General features: G+C 37.4%; 25 protein-coding genes and 1 pseudogene. 5 read left to right on the top strand and 21 right to left on the bottom strand.

The window, feature by feature from the left end; translation table 11 throughout:
* Window positions 1–212 precede the first annotated feature (212 nt).
* Window positions 213–476, bottom strand: coding sequence for a CRISPR-associated endonuclease Cas2 (cas2, locus tag BUB87_RS08970; RefSeq protein ID WP_073344373.1), 264 nt, complete (start codon window positions 474–476; stop codon window positions 213–215).
* Between the two features lie 490 nt (window positions 477–966).
* On the opposite strand from cas2, the gene BUB87_RS14145 reads away from it, so the two are divergent.
* Entirely contained in the window at window positions 967–1125 is a 159-nt protein-coding gene (locus BUB87_RS14145) for a helix-turn-helix domain-containing protein (RefSeq protein WP_143156652.1), read from the top strand.
* Window positions 1126–1388: 263 nt separating this feature from the next.
* Window positions 1389–1706: pseudogene (locus BUB87_RS15075) on the top strand (IS30 family transposase); the annotation flags it as partial.
* A gap of 67 nt (window positions 1707–1773) precedes the next feature.
* Here the strand turns inward: BUB87_RS15075 and BUB87_RS14395 are convergent.
* From BUB87_RS14395 to BUB87_RS08900, 14 genes are all read right to left on the bottom strand, one after another.
* Window positions 1774–1944, bottom strand: a complete 171-nt coding sequence (locus BUB87_RS14395; RefSeq protein ID WP_159432385.1) for a hypothetical protein — start codon at window positions 1942–1944, stop codon at window positions 1774–1776.
* Window positions 1945–2002: 58 nt separating this feature from the next.
* Window positions 2003–2671, bottom strand: a complete 669-nt coding sequence (locus BUB87_RS08960; RefSeq protein ID WP_073344367.1) for an ABC-2 transporter permease — start codon at window positions 2669–2671, stop codon at window positions 2003–2005.
* Window positions 2652–3545 (bottom strand): ABC transporter ATP-binding protein, encoded by an 894-nt coding sequence (locus BUB87_RS08955; RefSeq protein WP_073344364.1) that lies wholly within the window; start codon window positions 3543–3545, stop codon window positions 2652–2654. Before BUB87_RS08955 ends, BUB87_RS08960 begins: the two co-directional genes overlap by 20 nt.
* On the bottom strand, window positions 3542–3925 hold the full coding sequence (locus BUB87_RS08950) for a GntR family transcriptional regulator (RefSeq protein WP_073344349.1): 384 nt from the start codon (window positions 3923–3925) through the stop codon (window positions 3542–3544). The genes BUB87_RS08955 and BUB87_RS08950 overlap by 4 nt, the downstream gene beginning before the upstream one ends.
* A 234-nt stretch (window positions 3926–4159) precedes the next feature.
* A complete protein-coding gene (gene cas1b, locus BUB87_RS08945) occupies window positions 4160–5152 on the bottom strand; it encodes a type I-B CRISPR-associated endonuclease Cas1b (protein ID WP_073344346.1) in 993 nt (330 codons plus the stop codon).
* Between the two features lie 17 nt (window positions 5153–5169).
* Complete coding sequence (cas4, locus tag BUB87_RS08940) at window positions 5170–5739, bottom strand: CRISPR-associated protein Cas4 (protein ID WP_234946002.1); 570 nt, start codon at window positions 5737–5739, stop codon at window positions 5170–5172.
* A 33-nt stretch (window positions 5740–5772) separates the two neighbouring features.
* Window positions 5773–8199: a CRISPR-associated helicase/endonuclease Cas3 gene (locus BUB87_RS08935; protein ID WP_073344339.1), complete on the bottom strand. Its 2427-nt coding sequence runs from the start codon at window positions 8197–8199 to the stop codon at window positions 5773–5775.
* On the bottom strand, window positions 8199–8978 hold the full coding sequence (cas5b, locus tag BUB87_RS08930) for a type I-B CRISPR-associated protein Cas5b (RefSeq protein ID WP_073344336.1): 780 nt from the start codon (window positions 8976–8978) through the stop codon (window positions 8199–8201). The genes BUB87_RS08935 and cas5b overlap by 1 nt, the downstream gene beginning before the upstream one ends.
* A gap of 20 nt (window positions 8979–8998) precedes the next feature.
* Window positions 8999–9934 carry a type I-B CRISPR-associated protein Cas7/Csh2 gene (cas7b, locus tag BUB87_RS08925; protein WP_073344333.1) on the bottom strand — a complete coding sequence of 312 codons (936 nt, stop codon included), beginning with the start codon at window positions 9932–9934 and terminating at the stop codon, window positions 8999–9001.
* Complete coding sequence (locus BUB87_RS08920) at window positions 9921–11906, bottom strand: TIGR02556 family CRISPR-associated protein (RefSeq protein WP_073344330.1); 1986 nt, start codon at window positions 11904–11906, stop codon at window positions 9921–9923. Before BUB87_RS08920 ends, cas7b begins: the two co-directional genes overlap by 14 nt.
* A gap of 184 nt (window positions 11907–12090) precedes the next feature.
* Window positions 12091–12828: a CRISPR-associated endoribonuclease Cas6 gene (gene cas6, locus BUB87_RS08915; RefSeq protein WP_073344327.1), complete on the bottom strand. Its 738-nt coding sequence runs from the start codon at window positions 12826–12828 to the stop codon at window positions 12091–12093.
* Window positions 12829–12990: 162 nt separating this feature from the next.
* Window positions 12991–13344 (bottom strand): hypothetical protein, encoded by a 354-nt coding sequence (locus tag BUB87_RS08910; RefSeq protein ID WP_073344324.1) that lies wholly within the window; start codon window positions 13342–13344, stop codon window positions 12991–12993.
* Window positions 13345–13566: 222 nt separating this feature from the next.
* Window positions 13567–14361: an RNA-guided endonuclease InsQ/TnpB family protein gene (locus tag BUB87_RS08905; RefSeq protein WP_073344321.1), complete on the bottom strand. Its 795-nt coding sequence runs from the start codon at window positions 14359–14361 to the stop codon at window positions 13567–13569.
* 150 nt (window positions 14362–14511) lie between these two features.
* A complete protein-coding gene (locus BUB87_RS08900; protein WP_073344318.1) occupies window positions 14512–14859 on the bottom strand; it encodes a hypothetical protein in 348 nt (115 codons plus the stop codon).
* Window positions 14860–14977: 118 nt separating this feature from the next.
* On the opposite strand from BUB87_RS08900, the gene BUB87_RS08895 reads away from it, so the two are divergent.
* From BUB87_RS08895 to BUB87_RS08885, 3 genes are all read left to right on the top strand, one after another.
* Window positions 14978–15163, top strand: a complete 186-nt coding sequence (locus tag BUB87_RS08895) for a hypothetical protein (RefSeq protein WP_073344315.1) — start codon at window positions 14978–14980, stop codon at window positions 15161–15163.
* A 15-nt stretch (window positions 15164–15178) separates the two neighbouring features.
* Window positions 15179–15442, top strand: a complete 264-nt coding sequence (locus BUB87_RS08890) for a spore coat protein (RefSeq protein ID WP_073344312.1) — start codon at window positions 15179–15181, stop codon at window positions 15440–15442.
* Between the two features lie 82 nt (window positions 15443–15524).
* A complete protein-coding gene (locus tag BUB87_RS08885) occupies window positions 15525–16211 on the top strand; it encodes an N-acetylmuramoyl-L-alanine amidase family protein (protein WP_084111099.1) in 687 nt (228 codons plus the stop codon).
* Between the two features lies 1 nt (window position 16212).
* On the opposite strand, the gene hisIE is transcribed toward BUB87_RS08885, so the two are convergent.
* The 6 genes from hisIE to hisC are packed head-to-tail and all read right to left on the bottom strand — an operon-like array spanning window position 16213 to window position 20623.
* Window positions 16213–16839 (bottom strand): bifunctional phosphoribosyl-AMP cyclohydrolase/phosphoribosyl-ATP diphosphatase HisIE, encoded by a 627-nt coding sequence (gene hisIE, locus BUB87_RS08880; RefSeq protein ID WP_200792788.1) that lies wholly within the window; start codon window positions 16837–16839, stop codon window positions 16213–16215.
* Window positions 16840–16871: 32 nt separating this feature from the next.
* A complete protein-coding gene (gene hisF, locus BUB87_RS08875) occupies window positions 16872–17636 on the bottom strand; it encodes an imidazole glycerol phosphate synthase subunit HisF (protein ID WP_073344306.1) in 765 nt (254 codons plus the stop codon).
* Complete coding sequence (gene hisA, locus BUB87_RS08870; protein WP_073344303.1) at window positions 17630–18340, bottom strand: 1-(5-phosphoribosyl)-5-[(5-phosphoribosylamino)methylideneamino]imidazole-4-carboxamide isomerase; 711 nt, start codon at window positions 18338–18340, stop codon at window positions 17630–17632. The genes hisF and hisA overlap by 7 nt, the downstream gene beginning before the upstream one ends.
* A complete protein-coding gene (gene hisH, locus BUB87_RS08865) occupies window positions 18337–18942 on the bottom strand; it encodes an imidazole glycerol phosphate synthase subunit HisH (RefSeq protein ID WP_073344300.1) in 606 nt (201 codons plus the stop codon). Before hisH ends, hisA begins: the two co-directional genes overlap by 4 nt.
* A gap of 22 nt (window positions 18943–18964) precedes the next feature.
* Entirely contained in the window at window positions 18965–19549 is a 585-nt protein-coding gene (hisB, locus tag BUB87_RS08860) for an imidazoleglycerol-phosphate dehydratase HisB (protein WP_073344297.1), read from the bottom strand.
* A gap of 18 nt (window positions 19550–19567) precedes the next feature.
* On the bottom strand, window positions 19568–20623 hold the full coding sequence (gene hisC, locus BUB87_RS08855; protein ID WP_073344294.1) for a histidinol-phosphate transaminase: 1056 nt from the start codon (window positions 20621–20623) through the stop codon (window positions 19568–19570).

Here is a 20623-nt window from a genome sequence, read left to right as displayed (position 1 = left end):
GGGTTTCAATCCCTCATAGGTAGACTCTAAACTCGTTCATCATGCTTCTATAGACACTTTTTGTTTTCTATGATAATGATAATCAAGCTTTTCATTTCTCATTTCTGTTAATTAATATACTATATTTTAACCGTCAAATCAAGGATTTTTACACAAAAAACAAATGTCGTCGAACCCCCGCTATTTTTTCCTTACCGAGGGTCGACGACACGTTAAATGATGATGTCATCTCCGCCTTTTTTTATCCCTAGTGTTTCTCGTTCTGAATATTTTGTAGTTCGAAGTATATAAAATATTACAGAGTCCTCGTCTTTATCAATTATTTGTGATAACTCCATTTTAAGCTTCTTATAATTGGCAAGCGATATTTCACCTTCTAAGACAGAATTTTGCACCCAATTTAGATATTTACGACATGTTTTAAGGACCTTTGCTACTCTTTTTTCTCCTACATCATAAACAAGAATCACAAACATCACATGTTCCTCTTCTATTAAATCGTTTATAGTAAATATAATACTATAATCATAATAATAAATAAATACCCTCTAATCCGAACTTCTCTTTACTGAAATCAAAGGATTCTAGTTTGCCAGCAAAATTCTACCCCTTTATATACACAAATAGTTAAAATATTGAAACACAGACCCTTACCTTTTATTCGTAATTAAGATAATAAATATTATACCTGACATTCATATTCTTAACAGTATAGAACTTGAGGTAAATCTTAAAACCAGCAACGTTAAGCCAAAAAATAAATCTCATTTTGCTATCACTGGTATTTATTTAACTGTGGTATCCAACCTCACTACTGCCGTGATAGGTCTTCCCTATGCTTTGCAGATACTTTTTCATTATATTTTATGGTTAATTATGTAACACCAAAAAATAGTTAAACCATAGCATGAAACCCAATATGATATTGGTTGGTAAAAAAAACAATACATATGGAGGGTTTCAGCTATGGCTCTTACTCAAAAGTATACCACATCACCTCGTACTTTTAAACACCTTACACCTTATGAAAGAGGTAAAATTTGTGCTCTTTTAAAAGAAGGGTTCTCACCATCTCAAATCGCCAAAAACTTGGCTGTCATCGCAGCACCATTTACCGCAAAATAAAACGTGGCACCACAACTCAACGCCGCACAGATCTAACTACATATGAAGTATACTTCCCTGAAACTGATCAGGCGGTATATGAGAAGAACCGCTCTTTCTGTGGCCTAAAAAGTAAGATCCTCCAAGTCGAATCCTTCCTCCAATATGCTGAGCAAAAGATACTTCAAAACAAAAGTCCGCAATGTAGACCTTTTTATAAAGACCATATGTAAAGCGAAGAAGAATTCTTTGAGAAAATATAAGCGCCTTTTCGGCAAGAACTTAGCGAGCGGCCTGATAGCATTGAAAATCGTGAGGAGTTCGGCCATTGGGAAATCGATACGGTTCTCGGAAGACGCTCTAATGGCCATATTCTGCTGACCCTAACAGAGAGGAAAACTCGTTATCATCTGCTCCTCCCATTAGTAAGCAAAACTACTGAGGCAGTGGATGAAGCGTTAAAGCAGCTAAAAAGCCAGTATGGACTTATGTTTTCTCGGGTGTTTAGGAGCATCACTGCGGATAACGGCAGTGAGTTTGCCAATTCAAATGTCCACGGGATTGATATTTACTATACTCACCCCTACTCTGCATGGAAATGAGCCACTAATGAGCAACACATCGGGTTCCCAAAAAATGTGTCGCATTTAATATTGCAATTTAAGAAATTTATTTTTTCCTCCTCATAATTGACCCACCAATGACAAACACCGTAGCAATTACTCTTAATATAGACATTAATGGATTATTGGGAGCAACAAAATTACCAATTGCACTCAACCCGCTGATTGCCAGTATAAGCGCACCTACAATCATAATTAAATTCCCGGCTCTGTACATGCATAAACACCACCTTTCAAAGGCATTATTTGTATAAGTTTTCCACGTGTTAGTTTATTTAAATATCTTTCTTTTTAAATATGTTAATCGACACGTACATGCATATCACATAGGTAATTAGACCCAGTGTTAATATTGTAAAAACAATAGTGGTAAAAGAGAAATTCTTAAAATATTCCCCTATTCTAAAGAACCTGCTTATAATGCCGGCATCCTTTAACTGAGTCCCCAAAAACGAAAAGCCAAAACCGATTATTAGTGGTGCAAAACTCATTATCCTCATGGAAACCATATATCCGTATTTATAATACAACACCTGAAATATACCCATATACATCAGTCCTGCTCCCATAGCTATCAATATAGTTTGCCATATTTTATATAAACTCAGATTTGCGCTAAAAACATTAAGCTTTACTGAAAGAAACAATATAGCTACGCTAATAGCAATTGCTAAAACTATTTGCACAAAAATTGATACAAATTTACTTTTGATGACCAACTCATCACTAATAGGGAGAGTTTTGAAAAATCTATACACATTATCTTTCTCGTCCATATAAAAGCTCTGTATTAAAAAGACAATAGCGACGAAGGCAACCATAAACAATAATCCAGCTGAATAAGTAATCTTATGAAATATAATCATATAAAATATTACCAACAGCGGAAAATAAGTAAACATTCTCTTGTTCTGCACCAGATCCTTATATACTAACGCTAGCATGTTTATCAACCTCCACCAAAGACATTAACACATCATCCAAACTTATATTGTCAATTTCTATTTTTGCACCAGGATATTTTTTCTTCATTATCGTTTTAAATCGCTCCACATCCCATGTGATGCCCGTGTAATAAAAAGCATTTTGTGCATACATCCTGAGATTTTCCTTTACCTCTTCATCCGCATACTTTATATCTACCTTAACCTTTTTCCATCTTGATAGCAGCCTATCTTTTTCATCAGACAATATTATTTCTCCATTATTTATATATGTCACATAATCTGCAATTCTGGATATATCTTCGGTGATATGAGAAGAGAAAAATACACCATGGTTTTCATCCTGAACAAATTCCATAAATTCATCAAGAATCTCTTTTCTCACAAGGGGATCTAATCCCGATGTAGGTTCATCCAGTATCAAAAGCTGTGGACGATGCGCCAGTGCAATCATCAACGACAACTTCACCCTCATTCCCTTTGAAAGCTCCCTGATCTTTTTGGACGGACTTATATTATACTTTTTGAGCAAATGCATAGACAGTTTATCATCCCATGTTGTATAAAACTTAGAAACAAAGTTTAATGTCCAACCCACTGTCATGTTTTCAATGAAATACTGCTCTTCACCTACGTAACCTATTTTTTGCTTATAATCCGCATCACTTCTCGATACGGTTTCTCCCAATACCTTGATCTCTCCCCCATCAATGTTAATATAACCCATGATAGATTTTATCGTCGTACTCTTGCCAGCACCATTGGGTCCAATAAATCCCATTATATAGCCAGCAGGGAGCTTAAACGATACATTCTTTAAACGAAATTCGCGGTAGTTCTTGCATAAATTGTTTACTTCCAACAAATAGTTCACCGCAGTTCCTCCTTACTTAAGATCTCATTAATAATCAGTTTTATTTCGTCCCTGGTCAAACCCATACGCTCGGCCTCATCGAGTAAATTTATCATCTTGTTTCGAAACTCCTCCTTTATCTTATGTTTAATTGTCGCATAATCCCTCTGTGCCACAAACGAACCTAATCCCTGCCTGGTTGTAATTAATCCTTCTTGTTCCAACAATTCATATGCTTTTTTTGTCGTAATGACACTCACAGTCAGTTCTTTTGCCAGCTCTCTTATTGAAGGTAGCCCATCGCCTGGTTTTAACCTTCCACTTACTATAAGCTCTTTTATTTCAGTATATATTTGCTCATAAAGCGGCCTAGGACTTGTATTGGAAATAGTTATAAACATATCTCACCTTCTTACAATATATAAATTTAGCACTCGGTTAAATCACAATTCATTATAACTGTATATGTTGTATATATACATTATAATATCTATAATGATTTCTGTCAATAACAATTAAAAAGCAGATGAAAGAAAACATATCAATTTTGCATTGACATTCGTAGCTTTAACCGCGTAGATCGTGCACATACCGCACGCACAAATAAAGAGGTTGTAATCCAACCTCTTTAATCATTACCATCTCGCAATAAATGGTGTATATTCTTTTTCGCCCATCAAATGCTTTTCTATTTTATATAATTCCATCCTTATCAACATCCTGTACGAAACCTCTTTGTTTGTTTCTCGATGTTTTATAGTAGTTTTCATTTTTTCATCAAATCCGGTCACAAATTTCTTCTTAGCGCTTTCACTTAACAAAAGGCCCTCCATCGTACTAGAAAAATCGTCTTCTGTTATCATACCTTTATCAATAAGGGAAAATATTAGCCTATCAACAATAATTGGTTTAAATATTTCTGATACATCTAGATTCAATGTAAATCTCCTGAAATTGGTAGAATGAAGATACCCAATGCGCGGATCTAAATATGTCTTGTATATTTCACTTAATACAACTGTATACATCAAAGAGTTTCCAAAACTTATCAACGTGTTTATAGGATCCCTTGGTGGCCTTTTTGTCCTGTCTTTCATTTTAAAACTTTCACTTTTTACAATATCATTAAATGTTTTATAATAATGATCCCTCATGTTACCTTCTATCCCCATCAATTCGTTTACACTAGTACATCCATCGATTTTGCTTTTCAAATCTTCAATGGAGTTATATCTTTCCTCCAGATTTCTGCCTCTGTTTTGATAATATTTTAATACCTGTTGCATATTTTTTGCTGCCCCATTTACAAAACTTCTTGCTAATACCAGCCTTTTCTCTTCATCTAAATAATGTTCCGCCTGTTTTAATATCATATACCCTGAATTATAATGTTCTCGCGGATAAAATGTGCCTGTATAATATCCAAAGTAATTAAAAAAATGAATGAGAATTTCTTTTTGTGATATAAACTCTATAAATTTTTTATTAAAGTTAACTTCACTGTATACATATATATCATTAATATTTTCAGCAGGCAAAAACTTAGCTCCGTTCTCCGATTCAAAATAAATCGTATTGTCTTTTCTCTTAAATTCACCATCATTAAAAATATAAACGCTCTTCTTCATATTTTACACCTTTCCTTTTATGCCCAGCAGAATTCTAAATAGGCACAGTTTTTACAAAAAGGAATTTTTTCAGCTATTGGAGGTTTATCCAGATAAATGATCCTCATTATATCTTCTTCTGCTACTTTCAATTCCCTTAAAGAATCTTCGTCCAGCACGACCTCCTGCCTCCTTTTTTCCTCCGGAAATAACAGTTCGCCTTTTACGTCAATCCCCTGTTCTTTTAAGACAGACAGGTAAAATAAAAGCTGCATTTTTGCACTTAAAAGGTATTTGCTACTTTTTTTAACTTCTCCTACTACTAATTGCCCCATATCTCGCTGTATAATATCCAGTTTAATATTGCCGACGCTTATTTCTTTCCTATCTCTATTGTAAGAATGTTCGTGTATAAATCGACCTATATCCAGAAACTCGTTATCTTGATCAGCCGCAATATTATGTGCTATTAACCAAACCTGCCTCTTGCAAACATAATAATACCAGATGAGCGTACCATTTATTGGCTTTTCTTCGAGCTCTGCCATAGCTAAATGAGAACAAATATAATCTGTTCTCTTACACTCCTTTCGTTTATATAATTTCAATAGCCAGCATATCTCACTTTATATATTTTACATTTAGAAAATAAGCACTTCATCATCAATATCTCTTTTAAAACCTGTCTCATCATCATAGTAAAATTCTTTATTTTCCAGTGGTATTAACAATATAGAAGAAGTTTTTGTAGGCCTGATGAGATCCCTGGCAAGCTTCAAGGGAACCGATATAATGTGGTCCCTAAAATTCTTACGCATCTTTAAGTAATTCTGCTGCCGCTTTACAAAATCCCTTTCGTGTAAAATTCCCTCTTCATATTCCTCCCATATTTTTACTGAATCCTCGTCTGTTTCCACAAACACGTCAACGTAATTCATATTCTCTTTTATAAGTTGAAAATTGGATAACTTATTACATTCTACGTTTTCATTATCGTCAAAACAAAAATTGCGCATCGCGTCAATCAGATTATCTGATTGGCTCAAATCCTTTTTGTCTCTAACCTTATAAAAATATTCGTTAATCATGTCGTAAAAACGGCTTTCGTCTGTCTCCTCTTTTAAAATCTCTTTAGATATGGTGGTACTCAATACCCCATAAATCATCGATGAATAACTTCTCTTATCCTGTAAATTGAATACATAAACCTCTCCCCTACCTCGTAAATTGCTCCTGTTACATCTTCCTGCAACCTGTATTATGGAATCAATAGGTCCCAAATCTCTGAGCACGACGTCCAGGTCTATATCTACTCCTGCCTCAACTACCTGTGTTGAAACAACAACGATTTTTTTACCTGTTCTTAACGCATTCCTTATTTCATCGACACGTCTCTTTCGCTCTTTTGGAATTATATTTGTAGACAAATAATAAAAATCCCGATTCTCACCGTTCAATCTTTCCTTGATCAAACCATAAAATTCAAGCGATGATCTTATGGTGTTTAAGACAATTAAGTACGATTTTTGGCCATCGTAGATTTTCAGAAATTCATCAGCAAACCCTTCCAGGGTTAGAGGTCGCAAATCGTGTATTAATTTAACCCTATCCAGAGCTTCAAAATATTTTCTGTTATCATCCAGCAGTTCAATCGCTTCTCCTTCTCGAAAGATCAGCGGTTTTGTAGCCGTAAGGAGTATTATATAACAACCCAAGTGCGTAGAAATCCTGTTTAACACCTCATTTACTGCTGGCCAGTATTCAATAGGGATGTTTTGCACTTCATCAAGAAGTATTATGGAGCCTGCTATGTTGTGAAACTTCTTTAAAAACCTGTTTTTATACCCAAACAACGTGTGAATAAGCTGGACAAATGTCGTAACTATAATTTCTGATTCCCAACTTTCTACTAAAAGTAAAGATTCGTCCACTGGCTTTTCTTCATCTCCCAATTTATAGACGGTTTCAGCCAGGTGATGATGCTTTATAAGGTATTGACTCCTATTACTTTCAAAATCCTCAAGCTGTGACAACACATCTTCAATGACGTTGAAATTCTGGTCGATAATGCTTGTAAAAGGCAATGAGTATATTACCCTGGGCATTATTCCCTTTTCCTTTTTCACCCGTTCCCTGAGCTTCAAAGCCGCGGACAAAGACGTAAGAGTTTTGCCCATACCGGTTGGAGCAGTGAGTGTAAATAAATGATTATCCAGAGAGACATGCATTATCTTGTCAGTTACCTTATCATAAATCTCATTTCTCATGCCGTTCATGCCATCTGTTGCAATAGTGTCAAACTTTTTCTTTCTATAAGAATCCACCAGATCAGCTGGTATATATTTCCTCTCAATGACAGATACACGGGCAGCATTTCTTTTATCCCCATCTATAAGAGAAGAATAGTAAAATAGTAGCAATTCGTACAGAAAAGACTTGGTTGCATCATCCTCTTTTTTAAATAAAAAATATCGTTCCTTATCTATCTCTTTTAACACGTCAATCCAACTGTAACAAAATTCCTGCAATTGTACATTTTTAAAAATCTCCGCGTATTCAACTTCAATAGCCTCCTTATTCTTTACAATATCCTTAAGCTGTTCTTTCATTATGAGGAGCTTATCTCTCATCCTCTCACCGACACACTTAAAATCCGGGTCATCTAAATCCGATTTTTTTATCACATCGGCATTAAATGAATATAAATCGCCATGATGATGCAATACGCAAAAGTATGATATCAGAGGCAGATACTTATAGTATCCGCCTCTTAATCCTTCTACCGCTTTTTCTACCAGATACGCAGTAAACACAGCTGAAATGAATCCATGCCTGTGAAGGTTGGATGAAGTTTCGCCCGTGAGCAAGTAGTTTTGAAAGTACGTGGTATACTTACCAAAATCATGACCTATACCTATTATATAACCTATATCTTGAATGACTTTGTCTTTATAAAGAGATTCAACACCCTCCACCAAAACATCGGCCACATCCTTAAGATGATCTTTCAAAAATCTCTTAAATATTATTTCTCCATCCTCTGTCTGAATATGAGAATAGTATTCCATCATTCCGCCTCCATAAAGGTTATATTCTCTGTTACTCCACCTAAATTTACGGTCAGGTAAGGTCCTCTTAATCGTACTTTCAAATGTCTCTGGTTCTTCTCATAGACGAAATAAGCAGGTACCACAGACTGACGACCTTCGCTAAAACCTAAAGGCGCAATTTCCTTTATATATTGCATAGGACTTCCGTCGGTCTTAAAGGAAAGCCCACCCTCCTCTATCGTGTCCAAATTGCACACCGTTACTATATCAGTATAATTATCGGAGCACCTTATCTCCATATCGCTGCCGTTCAGCGTAAATACCTTTGAAACATAAGCTATGAATTCCGTCAGACCCATATATAATGGATATACGAATCTTTTCTCATTTAATCTTCTTTCTAACTCGTCCATTATTTCGTCTTCAGAATGCCAGAAATATATCCTGTAACATAAATTATTCGCGGAAAGATCTTCAGGTAACAGTATCTCCAGAGGAACCTGTGTATGCCCATTAATGCCATTGACATCATTCCTCGACTTCACACTTAAATAATTTACCGTCTTATATATGCTTCTCACTGGGGTTACAATGCTTATCCCCACATGACATCTTCTTGAAGAAAATCGCTCATAATAGCTATCCCTTGGATACCCCAGTATACCTGCGATCATGCCTATTATCACCGTTCGAGGCGGGAACGCATAGGACAGAGAGGAGGAATTGGTGTAGTACTTTCTAAAATGAGCCATGGGGCCTACTATGTCAAAGACAATAAGCCTATCTAACCTATCCATTTTTATTCCCCTTTTAGAGCTTAATAATCGATTTCTTCCAACAGTTCAGGCAAATCAACTACCTCACTAAATTTTCCTTCACCCTTATCAGAAAAAACCACCAACCTATCATCCTGCCAGAAGTACACCTTATTTATTCTGTTTAACTCTTTTTTCAGAACATGGCACAGGCCTGTAACATCTAATTTAAAATCAGTGATCTCTCTGAGTTCATCCACTGTGTCCAGCTTTACAAAATCCCTCAAGTCACCCAGCATAAACTCACTGTCTTTATACTCAACCCTCACATAAAGCCTCGGGTACTGACCTATTTTGCTCCTCGTAGCCTGAAGAGGAATTGACTTTATAAGGGCCTCTTCCAGCAATTTAATGTCATCATCGGTCATCATAGTGTATTTTGCCCTTGACGCACTTATCACGCCGTGAAAAGCTATGAGCGAATAATAAACCCTGTAATCCTTCCCCATGGCACCCTGTTGATTGCCCATTTCAGAGCTGAAATAGGATGTTATGCCGTTGGAGTCCACAAGCCTCACTTTGTTTAGAGAATATCCCCAGTTGAACTGCACAGGACCTGTAAACGTCTGAGAACTGCCTTTAGAATCTTCAGATTTAATAGGCATTGTGGCCCCAAATAATCTTACATCAGCCAATTGTGACAACAACCATTCAACATCCTCTTTTTCCATGTTGTTGATATTCATTTTTCTGCCACTTTTGTCTATAAGCAAATTCAACCTCTGAGTGGCATTGACTGTCATTCCATCGGGTTTTGTAACAAATATCTCATAGCCCTTCTCCTCAAGGTAATCTCTTATGTACCTCTTTAACCTCACATCGCTTACCAGATTTCTCTCCCTTTCGTAGTCCATGCGGGGTCTATTTTCATCATCAGGATCCCCATTGGGATTGCACAATTTAGCATCATAGATAAATAAAATTTCACTGTTTTTCATCTAAATCTTCCTCCTTTTTATTTGTTTTTGATGTTAAAACCCTATAGGTATTGAAAGCATATCCAGATAGGATATAAAATACATTTTCCCTATCTGTAAGCTTCCACCTGCCGATATTTTTGTCCAGCAGCCCCTTCATCTGGGCAAAAACGCCTTCATTGTACTGTAATATCTTATACTGCTTCAATTTTTCAAAAATCTCTGTGGTAAGTCTTATAAGCTTATTGGTATTGATTCCCTGATATGTCAGTTTGTCCAACACAGGCTTGGAGGTATGACCATCATTGTATTGAGCATTGGCTACTTCGGATATAAGGCATCCAAGCAAAAACATAGCCGTCTGTTGTTCGTCATATCCCATTTCCGCTATGTAGTTTCTGTAATTTTCTGCAAGATTTAATGAGCTTACATCCATGGAATCCCCTCCCTTTAAAGTATTTAATATTTTCAAATATTGCAACAACATATTGCATTGCAATATTGAGTTGACTAAAGCTCTATCAATAGCCCTGTTTCTATCCCCTGCGGCGATTTCCGGAACATTTACATTGTACAGATTAAATTTTTCAAACCTGTACACCCCGGCGAGCTCAACAAATTTATCTATCAAGAACCTCCTGGATATGGGCTTTTTAGAAAAAATACAATCATAAATCTCTAAAAGCTTAGGTACTTCCAGCAAATCGCCACCGCTCTTTCTCTGAGGTATGAGGTAAAAAATCTTAGTTAAATCTATACTCCAGAGCTTTGAATCGCCGATCAATCTTTTGCCCATATCGCCAACAGCATTTGTAGCCGCTATCATCTCCTTTATCCTGGACGGCGGTACATCTTTTATGAGTTTAAGCACCTTGAATTCCTGTTGGTTTCTCCTGTAAAAAAGCAGATTTAAGATATAATTGTTGTCTTTACCTTCGTACTCAATATAATCCTGTAATTCCTTAATAAATTCATTCATGCCTGTGAATGTCACTGCCGTATTGAAGGTATATTTTATATATCTTGACCATTCGTTCAGCGATTGGCGGTCTATATCGCTTCCAAATAAAAATCCCGGAATGATGTATAAAGGTATGCTGCCGATAGCGGTGCCTAAATTGTTATTTATATATACTTCACTCAACATTATGGCTTTGTAACAATCAATACAGAGACTGTAATTTTTAGTAAAATCGCCGCTTATATTTGAAGAAAAGCTGATTTTATCGGTATTATAATATTTATACCTAAACCTCTTTGGATCTGCCGTCACAGATGTCTCCCGTCCGCAGGCAGAGCACACGCCTTTTTGTACACCCTCAAAAATATCGTTTATTTTTTCATCATAGATGAGTTCTACATACTCCTTGTCCTGGCATACCAAAGCACCGTCGATTCTCAACGTATAGAGGACTATCTCATCCTTTTTGCCTAACTCATATTTATCCCTTATATATTTCTCTATGATGTCAGCCACACTTTCCACCAGTTTTTTATCTCTATTTTTACCGGTGCTCTTTTGAGAAATTTCCATTTCTAATCGAACAGCATCAAATCCATCATCAATTTCCATCTTCTTAAGATCCCATACATACCTGTATCTTCTCGCCACATTTTCCGAAAAAGCTATCATGCCATCATCTACAATCTTTTTAATCTTTTCCTTTAAATCGCTTCCTTCTTGTAACTTATCGTACAATGCAGGGAGAGCTTGAGAACACAAATAGGCCATACTATTAGTAGTCGCTCTCCATTGGGGACTACTTGGCCCCGATACACTACCTACCCATAGATATTTTTTTACAGAATCCTCTTTCATCTCTTCAATTTCAAAATCCGCTTTCATAGTATCTGTATCAATATCCACGATGACCACATACTGCTTACCTTGTTTGCTCTTTGGCGCACTTATCTCTGTGGTCATCTCTTTTATAAGTTCGCCGTCCCCTTCACCAAGTATAATTTCACCTATTTCCCTTATTGCCTCTAACAATATACTCACCCGATCCTAAATACCAGCTGCCTAACAGCCGGTGCCTTCCCTCGACCAGGTTTCCCCCTTTCACTCCTTATTTACCCTTTCGGGTATATATGCTGGGAAGGTCTTGTCAATAAGACTGACTTCTACTATTAATTATACAACCCGGGGTTGCCATAACATGTCCACATCAAAAAATTTATTTTATAATTTCGAAGCAACCAAATCCTTCAGAATTCTTGCTGCAAAGCCCGGTATCATAAGCCAACTTAATAAGCTCAGGATTGCCCTCCAGATAATATGTACCCATCCAGCCTTTTATGACAGTACCTTTGAAATTTACGATCTTTTGGTATTTCTCATCTTTAAGCCCTGTCGGTATAATTTCAAATTTCGCGTTTTCTGGTCTGAACCCCGTTATTATTTCATATTTCATCTCGATATTTCTTCTGGCCAGATAAGAAAACACACTGTCCCATGGCGAGTAATAATGGGTATACTTACTTTCACCGTTATTTACTGTGCTATACATGACCACAGGAGATAACATTTTTATTTTTACCCTGGAATCCAGATTTGTCGGAGAATATATATCCAGCTTCCTCAGTGTTACTTTTTGGTTACCCAGGTATAAAGTATCTTTTCTAAAGATATTCTCTGCAATGTCGTGTATAAAATCTTCTATAGGCGACGATATCACCAGCGAAGCAGGTGGCTTTATGCGTATTTTATTACCCATTATCTTTACTTTACCTTCCAGTCTTGAAAAAGTAAAAAACTTCAATTTTCGCTTGCCGTATTTATAACCTTCTTCATGGAGAAACTGGCTATAGTTTTCGTCTTTTATATTCCTATAAATAAAACCCTGTATAATGCTGTTATATTGAACAGGCAATACAAGATCGTTTTCCGAATCAAACTCCAGCCGAATCCTCATTGAATCTCCTCCTCCCTGCTATAATTATAGCACCAGCACTATGTCAAAATATGTCGCTATATCACATAATTTAATAAATTTTTTATGAACTACTGGGGTTAATCTCAGGCCAATGTAAAAAGCCTCACCTTATACAACCTTATATAAGATGAGGCTATTACTCTACCCATTTTTTATCGCATTTATCTGTTGCTCCAGGGCATTTATTTTGGCATTAAGTTCATTAATCTGTTTTAATGCGTTTTCTTTTTCGAGTTTCAAAAATTCTATTTGAGCATTATAATCCTGATTACTTTCAAAACTAGTCTGTTCTTTTTTAAACATATCTGTTACCGATTCTTTGGTCTCATTCATGGCATCTCTTACCATATTTCTTATGTCGCGCGCACTCTTGTCCTTCCTCAACAATACAGGCGCTATAGCCTCCTTAGCTTTTGGATAAAGCAAATAACTTAAAATCGCAAACCCAATTCCCCAAAAAAAACTTCTAGAACCGATTACTTTCAGGGTCCTCATTGGATTCCTCCTTTCACTGGTTCTTTCTTTAGTGTACCCTGATTTATATCTTAAAATTTATATCTTAAAAATCATCGTCTTAGTGAACCTACTCCATCTTATAGAAGATGGAGCTTCCTATTTCATCGACCGCTGCCTGCTGTTATTCACAGCAGGCCTTACACAATCTCCATAGGCGTAACTTCGGGAGGAACCTTCCCTACGAAAAATATCATCGCGTCTTTATGCAGCTATCCCCAATTGTCTTAATCCTTCATGAAGTACGTTTACTGCTGCATTTACATCTCTATCTATTTCTAATCCACATTCACATTTGTGTATCCTCACCGATAAGTCTTTTTCTACAATTTTTCCGCACCTTGAGCATCTTTGCGATGTATATGCCGGATTTACTTTTATAAATATTTTTCTTTCTCTCTCCGCTTTATACTGAAGATACTTATCTAACATTCCCCACCCTGCATTTGCTATTGATTTTGCAAGTTTATGATTTTTCATCATACTTTTCACTTGCAAATCCTCAACGCAAATGATGTCATTGTTCTTGACTATGTTATAGCTTATCTTGTGCAGATAGTCCCTTCTCTGATTTGCTACTTTTTCATGGAGTTTTGCTAATCTCTTCTTTTGCTTTTCTCTATTTTTGCTTCCTTTCTTCTTCCTTGACAGCTGCCTTTGCAGTCTCTTTAACTTTTTTTCTGCTTTTTGCAGCCATCTTGGGTTTAAGTACAGTTCTCCATCTGATGTCGCTGCTATCGAATTTATCCCCTTATCTATTCCTATTGCTTTTTCTCCTATGGATGCTTTTTCTTTTTCTCCTACATCTATTTCGACTGATAAGTTTATATACCATTTGCCTGTATGGTATTTAATGTTTATTGTTTTCACTTTTGTCGGATCAAAGTCTCTATGCGCTTTTATTTTTATATATAATTTGCGGCACAAATACAGTGTATAAAACAGCTTTTCTTCCTGCTCTTTTGTTGGCTCTAGGAGAAAATGCTGACATATCATCATTTTTCTCACCTTGGCTTTCTATGATAAAATCCTCTACACTTATTATGACATATTATTCTATTGCATACAATAGAAATTCATCTCCCACCTATAGAGGATGGGGACTTCTTTCAAGCCTTCGTTTAAAACAAGCACACGAAAGTGTGCTTGTTATTTCTTCAATTTTTCGCTCAAAGCATTAAGCCTCATCATGGCTTTTTTATAATTTGGGTCCAATGCCGACATAAATCCCATTACCTTTTCATAGCTTAAGCCGTTATTCCCCTGCGACATCTTTTCAAAAATGCTTTTAATATCGTAAGGATTTACATCTTCAGGCAATTTTATTTTAGATATGATATCCTTGAGCTTTAAAGCTAATCTATCGATATTATCGTTAAAATCTTTATCGGATATGGTCATTAATTCATTGACAAATTTTTTAAATTCCTCAGTGTTACTCATATCCATCTGACTTTTTAGATTTTTGATCATTTCAAAGAGTTTGTCATAATCCATAAATTAATACCCTCCTAACATAAAATCGTTATTACAATATATGCGTTATATCTGGATTTTCTACTGTATATATTCATTTTTTTCTACACAATATAAAAGCGTGAAGGGAGGAAAACACATGGCAAATTTGACTCAAAAAGAACTCCAATATATTGAAGATAGCCTGTCTATGATGCAACAAAACGAGAAATGCTTTAGGGACTGTGCAGATAAGCTAAGTGACAATCAACTAAAGACATTATGCCAGCAACTAGCTCAGTCGCAAAAAAACGCATACCAGACCATTATAAAACACCTATTATAAAGGAGGTTTATATAAATGCCACAAATGACTGACAAGGATTATATGATGGGAGTACTTGGCGATTTGAAATTCGAAATCGAAGGCCTTTCCCATGCCATTGTGGAATCTGCTGATGAAAGCCTCAGAAGGGATTTTACATCGGTACTCAATACCTGTTTCACGGACCAAAAAAAGGTATTTGATGCCATATCCCAGAGAGGCTGGTATAAAGTAAGGCAAGCATCGCCACAGGATATCGCCCACACCAGAAACACCTTTCAAACACCCGCGATAATATAAATGCAAAAATTCCCCTGGCTATACGAAAGCAGGGGAATTTTTGTATCTACACAATAATATTCTATTTGTGGAGGTGTATCTGATGTTTATCAGTTATCGTACCATGACCACAGCGTTGATAATCTTTTTTACTCTTTGTATTTTTCCATTGTCTCAATTGCTGAAAGTACAACATGTCTTTGCCAGACTTCAACCTTTATCAGGAAAAGTAATAGTGATAGATCCTGGACATGGCGGAATAGATGGCGGCTGCAACAGAGGTGGAATTCTCGAAAAAAACATAAATCTATCCGTAGCTTTAACCCTTCGCAAAAAACTTGAAAACGCCGGTGCAACAGTTTTTATGACAAGGGAAACCGATACGGCCCTTGACCACTTAAATAACAAAAACCCTTACAGGCACAAGAGAGATCTCATAGCAAGGGTAGATATTATCAATCAACACAAGCCTGATATTTTTTTAAGCCTCCATGTAAACTCGGGAAACAGCAAAAGCCGCGGAGCCATCGTTTTCTTTTCAAGCAAAAATCCCGAAAGTAAAAAACTGGCACAACCTATACAGGATTATCTTAATGAATTAACTGGTCAAGTGAATACCTCTCTAACGGGAGATTTTTATATTCTTCGAAATGCCGCAAGCCCAGGCGTACTGATCGAAATGGGCTTTATATCCAATCCCCAGGAAGCCAATCTCCTGCAAGATAAAACATATCAATCAAAGCTGGCAGATGCCATCCTATCTGGCGTAATGTACTACTTCCTTAATTGACTTATTTTTTATACCTTCTGGTCAATTCGTCGTATATCTGTTTCACATCAACACCTCTATCTACAAGCATCACCAGAAGATGATATACCAGATCCGATACCTCATACCTAATTTCATCTGGAGAATTATTTTTAGCAGCTATTATAGTTTCTGCGCATTCTTCGCCGACCTTCTTCAATATCTTATCTATTCCTTTATCAAAAAGATAATTTGTATAGGAACCTTCCACAGGATGTTCTTTTCTATCCTGAATTCTTTTGTATAGTTTTTCAATTATAGCTACGCCATCAGGGGAATCCTCCGACTCATGCAACGTCCTGTAAAAACAGCTTTTATTGCCCGTATGGCATACAGGCCCTTCGGGAATTACTTCTATGAGAAGCGCATCCCCATCGCAGTCATATCTCAACTTTTTTAAATTTAAGTAATTTCCCGAGGTCTCTCCCTTAAGCCACAAAGCCTTCCTGCTCCTGCTGTAAAAATTCACCCTCCCCGTCTTTAATGTTAATTCAAGACTCTCCCTATTCATGTAACCCAGCATCAATACCTCTTTTGTGTATACATCCTGAACGATAGCAGGTATAAGTCCATTCTCATCAAATTTCAACTCAATTTCATTTAACTCCATTTCTATCACCTCTCTATACTAAGCTATAAACTCTACCACCCTGATCTAACTGGAACGCCATGGGCTGCAAGGTACTCCTTCAACTCGCTTATCTGCAATTCGCCATAGTGAAACAACGATGCTGCCAGAGCTGCATCGGCCTTACCTTCCGTAAGTACCTGCAAAAAGTGCTCTTTTCTCCCTGCACCTCCTGAAGCTATGACAGGTATATCCACTTCCTCCGAGATGATCTTCGTAAGGGGGATATCATAACCATTTTTGGTGCCATCGGCATCCATACTTGTAAGCAATATCTCTCCAGCTCCCAAAGCCTGTACTCTTTTCGCCCATTCCACAGCGTCAAGACCTGTATCTACCCTTCCTCCATCGATGTACACATTCCATTTCTCAGGACCCACTTTCTTGGCGTCAATAGCAACCACAACGCACTGGCTGCCAAACCTCCTGGCTGCCTCTGTGATAAGATCAGGGTTCCTTACCGCAGCAGAATTTATGGAAATTTTATCAGCTCCACTCTTAAGTATCTCTCGGAAGTCCTCAGCAGTCCTTATGCCGCCACCGACAGTCAACGGTATAAACACCTTTTCCGATGTCCTTTTAACCACATCGAGCATTATGCCACGCTTTTCATAGGAAGCTGTAATATCCAGAAAAACCAGTTCATCGGCACCAGCCTCATTATAAATTTGAGCTATCTCTACAGGATCACCCGCATCCCTTAGATTCACAAAATTGACGCCCTTTACTACCCTGCCCCCTTTCACATCAAGGCATGGTATTATACGCTTTGTCAGCATGATGCCACCTCCAGAGCCCGGGTTATATCAATATTCCCCGTATACAAGGCTTTGCCGACAATGGCACCGTAAATCCCCATCTCTTTAAGCTTCCTTATGTCATCTAACGTAGATATCCCTCCTGATGCTATTACGTCAATACCCACACTATTTATTTCATTTATAGCTTCGAAATTTGGCCCTTTTAGCATTCCATCCTTTGATATATCTGTGAATATAACCATCTTCACACCCAGTTTTTTCACCTTTTTTGCAAAATCTACATCGCTTATATCGGAGGTCTCTAACCAGCCTCTTGTGGCCACCTTGCGATTTCTGGAATCTATGCTTACTGCTATTCTATCACCATATTTATGTACAGCATACTTCAGAAGTTCTTCATTTTCTATAGCTGAAGTACCTAATATAATCCTGTAAATTCCCAATTTCAACATCTCATCAATATGCTCAGCTTTTCTTATACCGCCACCCAATTGCACCTTTATACCCTTATCTACGATTTTCTTAATAACGTCATTATTTACCGGAAATCCTTCTTTAGCACCATCCAGATCTACCACGTGCAGATATTTAGCTCCCTTACCTATCCACAGGTCAGCCATATCCTCAGGACTTTCTGAATATACAACAGAAGTATCGTACTCGCCTTGTGTTAACCGCACACATTTTCCTTCCAATATGTCTATTGCCGGAAATATTATCATTTCACCATCTCCCCGAAGTTTTTTATGATTTGTAGGCCTACCTCTCCGCTTTTTTCAGGGTGAAACTGGCATGCATATATGTTTTTATGCCCCACTACCGCCGGAATCTCAACTCCGTAATCCACGCTGGCATATACCTGTTCCACTTCATCGGTTTTAAGATAATAGGAATGTACAAAATACACGTAGCTACCGCTTTCTACACCTTTTAATAAGTCAACTTCCTGCTTTATGTCCAGACAATTCCATCCCATATGAGGTACTTTATACCTTTTGGGAATCTCTACAATTTCGCCTCTTAATAAACCAAGCCCCCGGCAAAGGCCCCCTTCATAGCTTGTTTCAAATAAAAGCTGCATTCCTAAGCATATCCCTAAAAATGGCTTGCCCCTTTCGACATTTTTCACGATTGCATCGACAAGGCCTATGGCTTCTAATGCCTTCATGGCATCGGGAAAAGCACCAACACCAGGCAGTACCAAACCATCCGACTCATCAATAACTGACTTATCTTGAGTTATGACGGCACCATGGCCTGTATACTCAAAGGCTTTCTGGACGCTCCTCAAATTCCCCATGCCATAGTCTATAATAGCTATCACAATGCATCCCTCCCGCAATGCTTTACAATACACCTTTGGTAGTGGGTAGACCCGCCTCCCTTTCATCCAAAGATACCGCATATCTCAAAGCCCTTCCCAATCCTTTAAAGCAGGCTTCTGCAATATGATGGTTATTGCTTCCATGAAGCAAATCCATATGGAGGGTAATGCCGGCATTAAAAGCAAAAGCCCTCATAAATTCCTCTACCATCTTTGTATCCATTTCTCCTATTCTCTCCGCTGTAAATGATACATCGTAGTGCAAAAATGGCCTGCCACTTATATCCACCACTACTCTTACCAGTGCTTCATCCATAGGCAAATAAACACTCCCATATCTTGTGATACCGACCTTATCCCTCAGCGCCGTATTAAAGGCCTTTCCCATGGTTATTCCCACATCTTCTATGGTATGGTGGCTATCTACATTCAAATCACCTTTTGCCACAATCTTTAAATCAAATAAACCATGTTTTGAAAATAATATTAGCATGTGATCGAAAAAGCCTATACCTGTTGATATATCTGAGCTCCCCTTACCGTCCAGATTTAATTCAATATATATCTGTGTTTCCAGTGTTTCCCTGTTTAATTCAGCCTTTCTCATGCTAACATCTCCTCTCTATCACTGCATTATTTCCCTCAAGGATTTTATAAGGTGCTCATTGGCCTCTGCAGTCCCCACCGTTATCCTGAGGCAATCGTTGAGATATGGATCCCCTTTAAAACTCCTCACAAGTATATCTTTTTCAATCAACTTCTGATGTACTTTTTCGGCATCAGCAACCCTTATCAGTATAAAATTCGCAGCACTGGGGTATGCCTTCACGCCCTTTATCTCTTTGAGTCTATTGAAAAGCCTATTTCTCTCGCTTATTATATAATTCAACCTTTCCTTATATATACCGCTCTTTAATACCTCATATGCAACAGCCTGTGAAACAGAATTAATGTTATAAGGGGATTTAGTCTTATACAACTCATCAATTACTTCATTGCTGGATATAAGGTAACCTACCCTCAGTCCCGCTATCCCCATGGCTTTAGAAAAAGTCCTCAAAATCACCAGATTAGGATACTTTCCAATCAGATCTACAACAGTCTCCCCATAAAATTCATAATAGGCCTCATCCACCACCAGAAGGCCTTTAACTGATTCTAATATATCGACAATAGCCTCTTTTGATAGTACATTACCCGTAGGATTATTAGGCACGCATAAAAACACCACTTTGGGTGCGTATTTATTTACAGCCTCAATAAATGTCCCTACATGGTATTGAAAATCTTCTCCCAGCGGTATACCAATAGGCTTTGCTCCTGCTATTAAGGTATATATACGGTACATGCTGAAAGATGGTTCGGGATATAGTACAAAATCCTCTCTTTCAACAAAAGAGTTCATTATACCATGTATTAAATCATCAGAGCCGTTGCCTACTATTATATTATCAGCATTAACTCCCGCATAGGCTGATATGGCACCTCGCAATCTAGTTGCCAGAGGGTCAGGATATATATTGGGTCTGGCATTTCTGATAACTTCGCTGAGCCTCGCATATATATCTTCAGGTAAATCAAAAGGAGATTCATTTGCATCCATCTTGTACTTACATTGCTGCATGTGCACCTGATAATTCTTTAGGTTGACCACATCCCGCCGAACTAGATCTTTTATCAT

This window comes from Caldanaerobius fijiensis DSM 17918 (assembly GCF_900129075.1).
Lineage (GTDB): Bacteria > Bacillota > Thermoanaerobacteria > Thermoanaerobacterales > Caldanaerobiaceae > Caldanaerobius > Caldanaerobius fijiensis.
Note: the sequence above shows the minus strand (reverse complement) of the source record. Positions and strands in the feature narration are given on the sequence as shown.

Bases quoted from the DNA above. Each gene is read 5' to 3' on its own strand.
- BUB87_RS08950 (WP_073344349.1), bottom strand. From the start codon at position 3,925: ATGTTTATAACTATTTCCAATACAAGTCCTAGGCCGCTTTATGAGCAA.
- hisB (WP_073344297.1), bottom strand. From the start codon at position 19,549: ATGAGAAAGGCTGAATTAAACAGGGAAACACTGGAAACACAGATATAT.
- BUB87_RS08905 (WP_073344321.1), bottom strand. From the start codon at position 14,361: ATGATGATATGTCAGCATTTTCTCCTAGAGCCAACAAAAGAGCAGGAA.
- BUB87_RS08900 (WP_073344318.1), bottom strand. From the start codon at position 14,859: ATGGATTATGACAAACTCTTTGAAATGATCAAAAATCTAAAAAGTCAG.
- hisF (WP_073344306.1), bottom strand. From the start codon at position 17,636: ATGCTGACAAAGCGTATAATACCATGCCTTGATGTGAAAGGGGGCAGG.
- cas2 (WP_073344373.1), bottom strand. From the start codon at position 476: ATGTTTGTGATTCTTGTTTATGATGTAGGAGAAAAAAGAGTAGCAAAG.
- cas5b (WP_073344336.1), bottom strand. From the start codon at position 8,978: ATGGATAGGTTAGATAGGCTTATTGTCTTTGACATAGTAGGCCCCATG.
- cas7b (WP_073344333.1), bottom strand. From the start codon at position 9,934: ATGAAAAACAGTGAAATTTTATTTATCTATGATGCTAAATTGTGCAAT.
- BUB87_RS14145 (WP_143156652.1), top strand. From the start codon at position 967: ATGGCTCTTACTCAAAAGTATACCACATCACCTCGTACTTTTAAACAC.
- BUB87_RS08885 (WP_084111099.1), top strand. From the start codon at position 15,525: ATGTTTATCAGTTATCGTACCATGACCACAGCGTTGATAATCTTTTTT.
- cas1b (WP_073344346.1), bottom strand. From the start codon at position 5,152: ATGAAGAAGAGCGTTTATATTTTTAATGATGGTGAATTTAAGAGAAAA.
- BUB87_RS08895 (WP_073344315.1), top strand. From the start codon at position 14,978: ATGGCAAATTTGACTCAAAAAGAACTCCAATATATTGAAGATAGCCTG.
- BUB87_RS08960 (WP_073344367.1), bottom strand. From the start codon at position 2,671: ATGCTAGCGTTAGTATATAAGGATCTGGTGCAGAACAAGAGAATGTTT.
- BUB87_RS08910 (WP_073344324.1), bottom strand. From the start codon at position 13,344: ATGAGGACCCTGAAAGTAATCGGTTCTAGAAGTTTTTTTTGGGGAATT.
- hisA (WP_073344303.1), bottom strand. From the start codon at position 18,340: ATGATAATATTTCCGGCAATAGACATATTGGAAGGAAAATGTGTGCGG.
- hisC (WP_073344294.1), bottom strand. From the start codon at position 20,623: ATGATAAAAGATCTAGTTCGGCGGGATGTGGTCAACCTAAAGAATTAT.
- hisIE (WP_200792788.1), bottom strand. From the start codon at position 16,839: ATGGAGTTAAATGAAATTGAGTTGAAATTTGATGAGAATGGACTTATA.
- BUB87_RS08935 (WP_073344339.1), bottom strand. From the start codon at position 8,199: ATGGAATACTATTCTCATATTCAGACAGAGGATGGAGAAATAATATTT.
- cas6 (WP_073344327.1), bottom strand. From the start codon at position 12,828: ATGAGGATTCGGCTGGAGTTTGATTCGGAAAACGATCTTGTATTGCCT.
- BUB87_RS14395 (WP_159432385.1), bottom strand. From the start codon at position 1,944: ATGTACAGAGCCGGGAATTTAATTATGATTGTAGGTGCGCTTATACTG.
- BUB87_RS08890 (WP_073344312.1), top strand. From the start codon at position 15,179: ATGCCACAAATGACTGACAAGGATTATATGATGGGAGTACTTGGCGAT.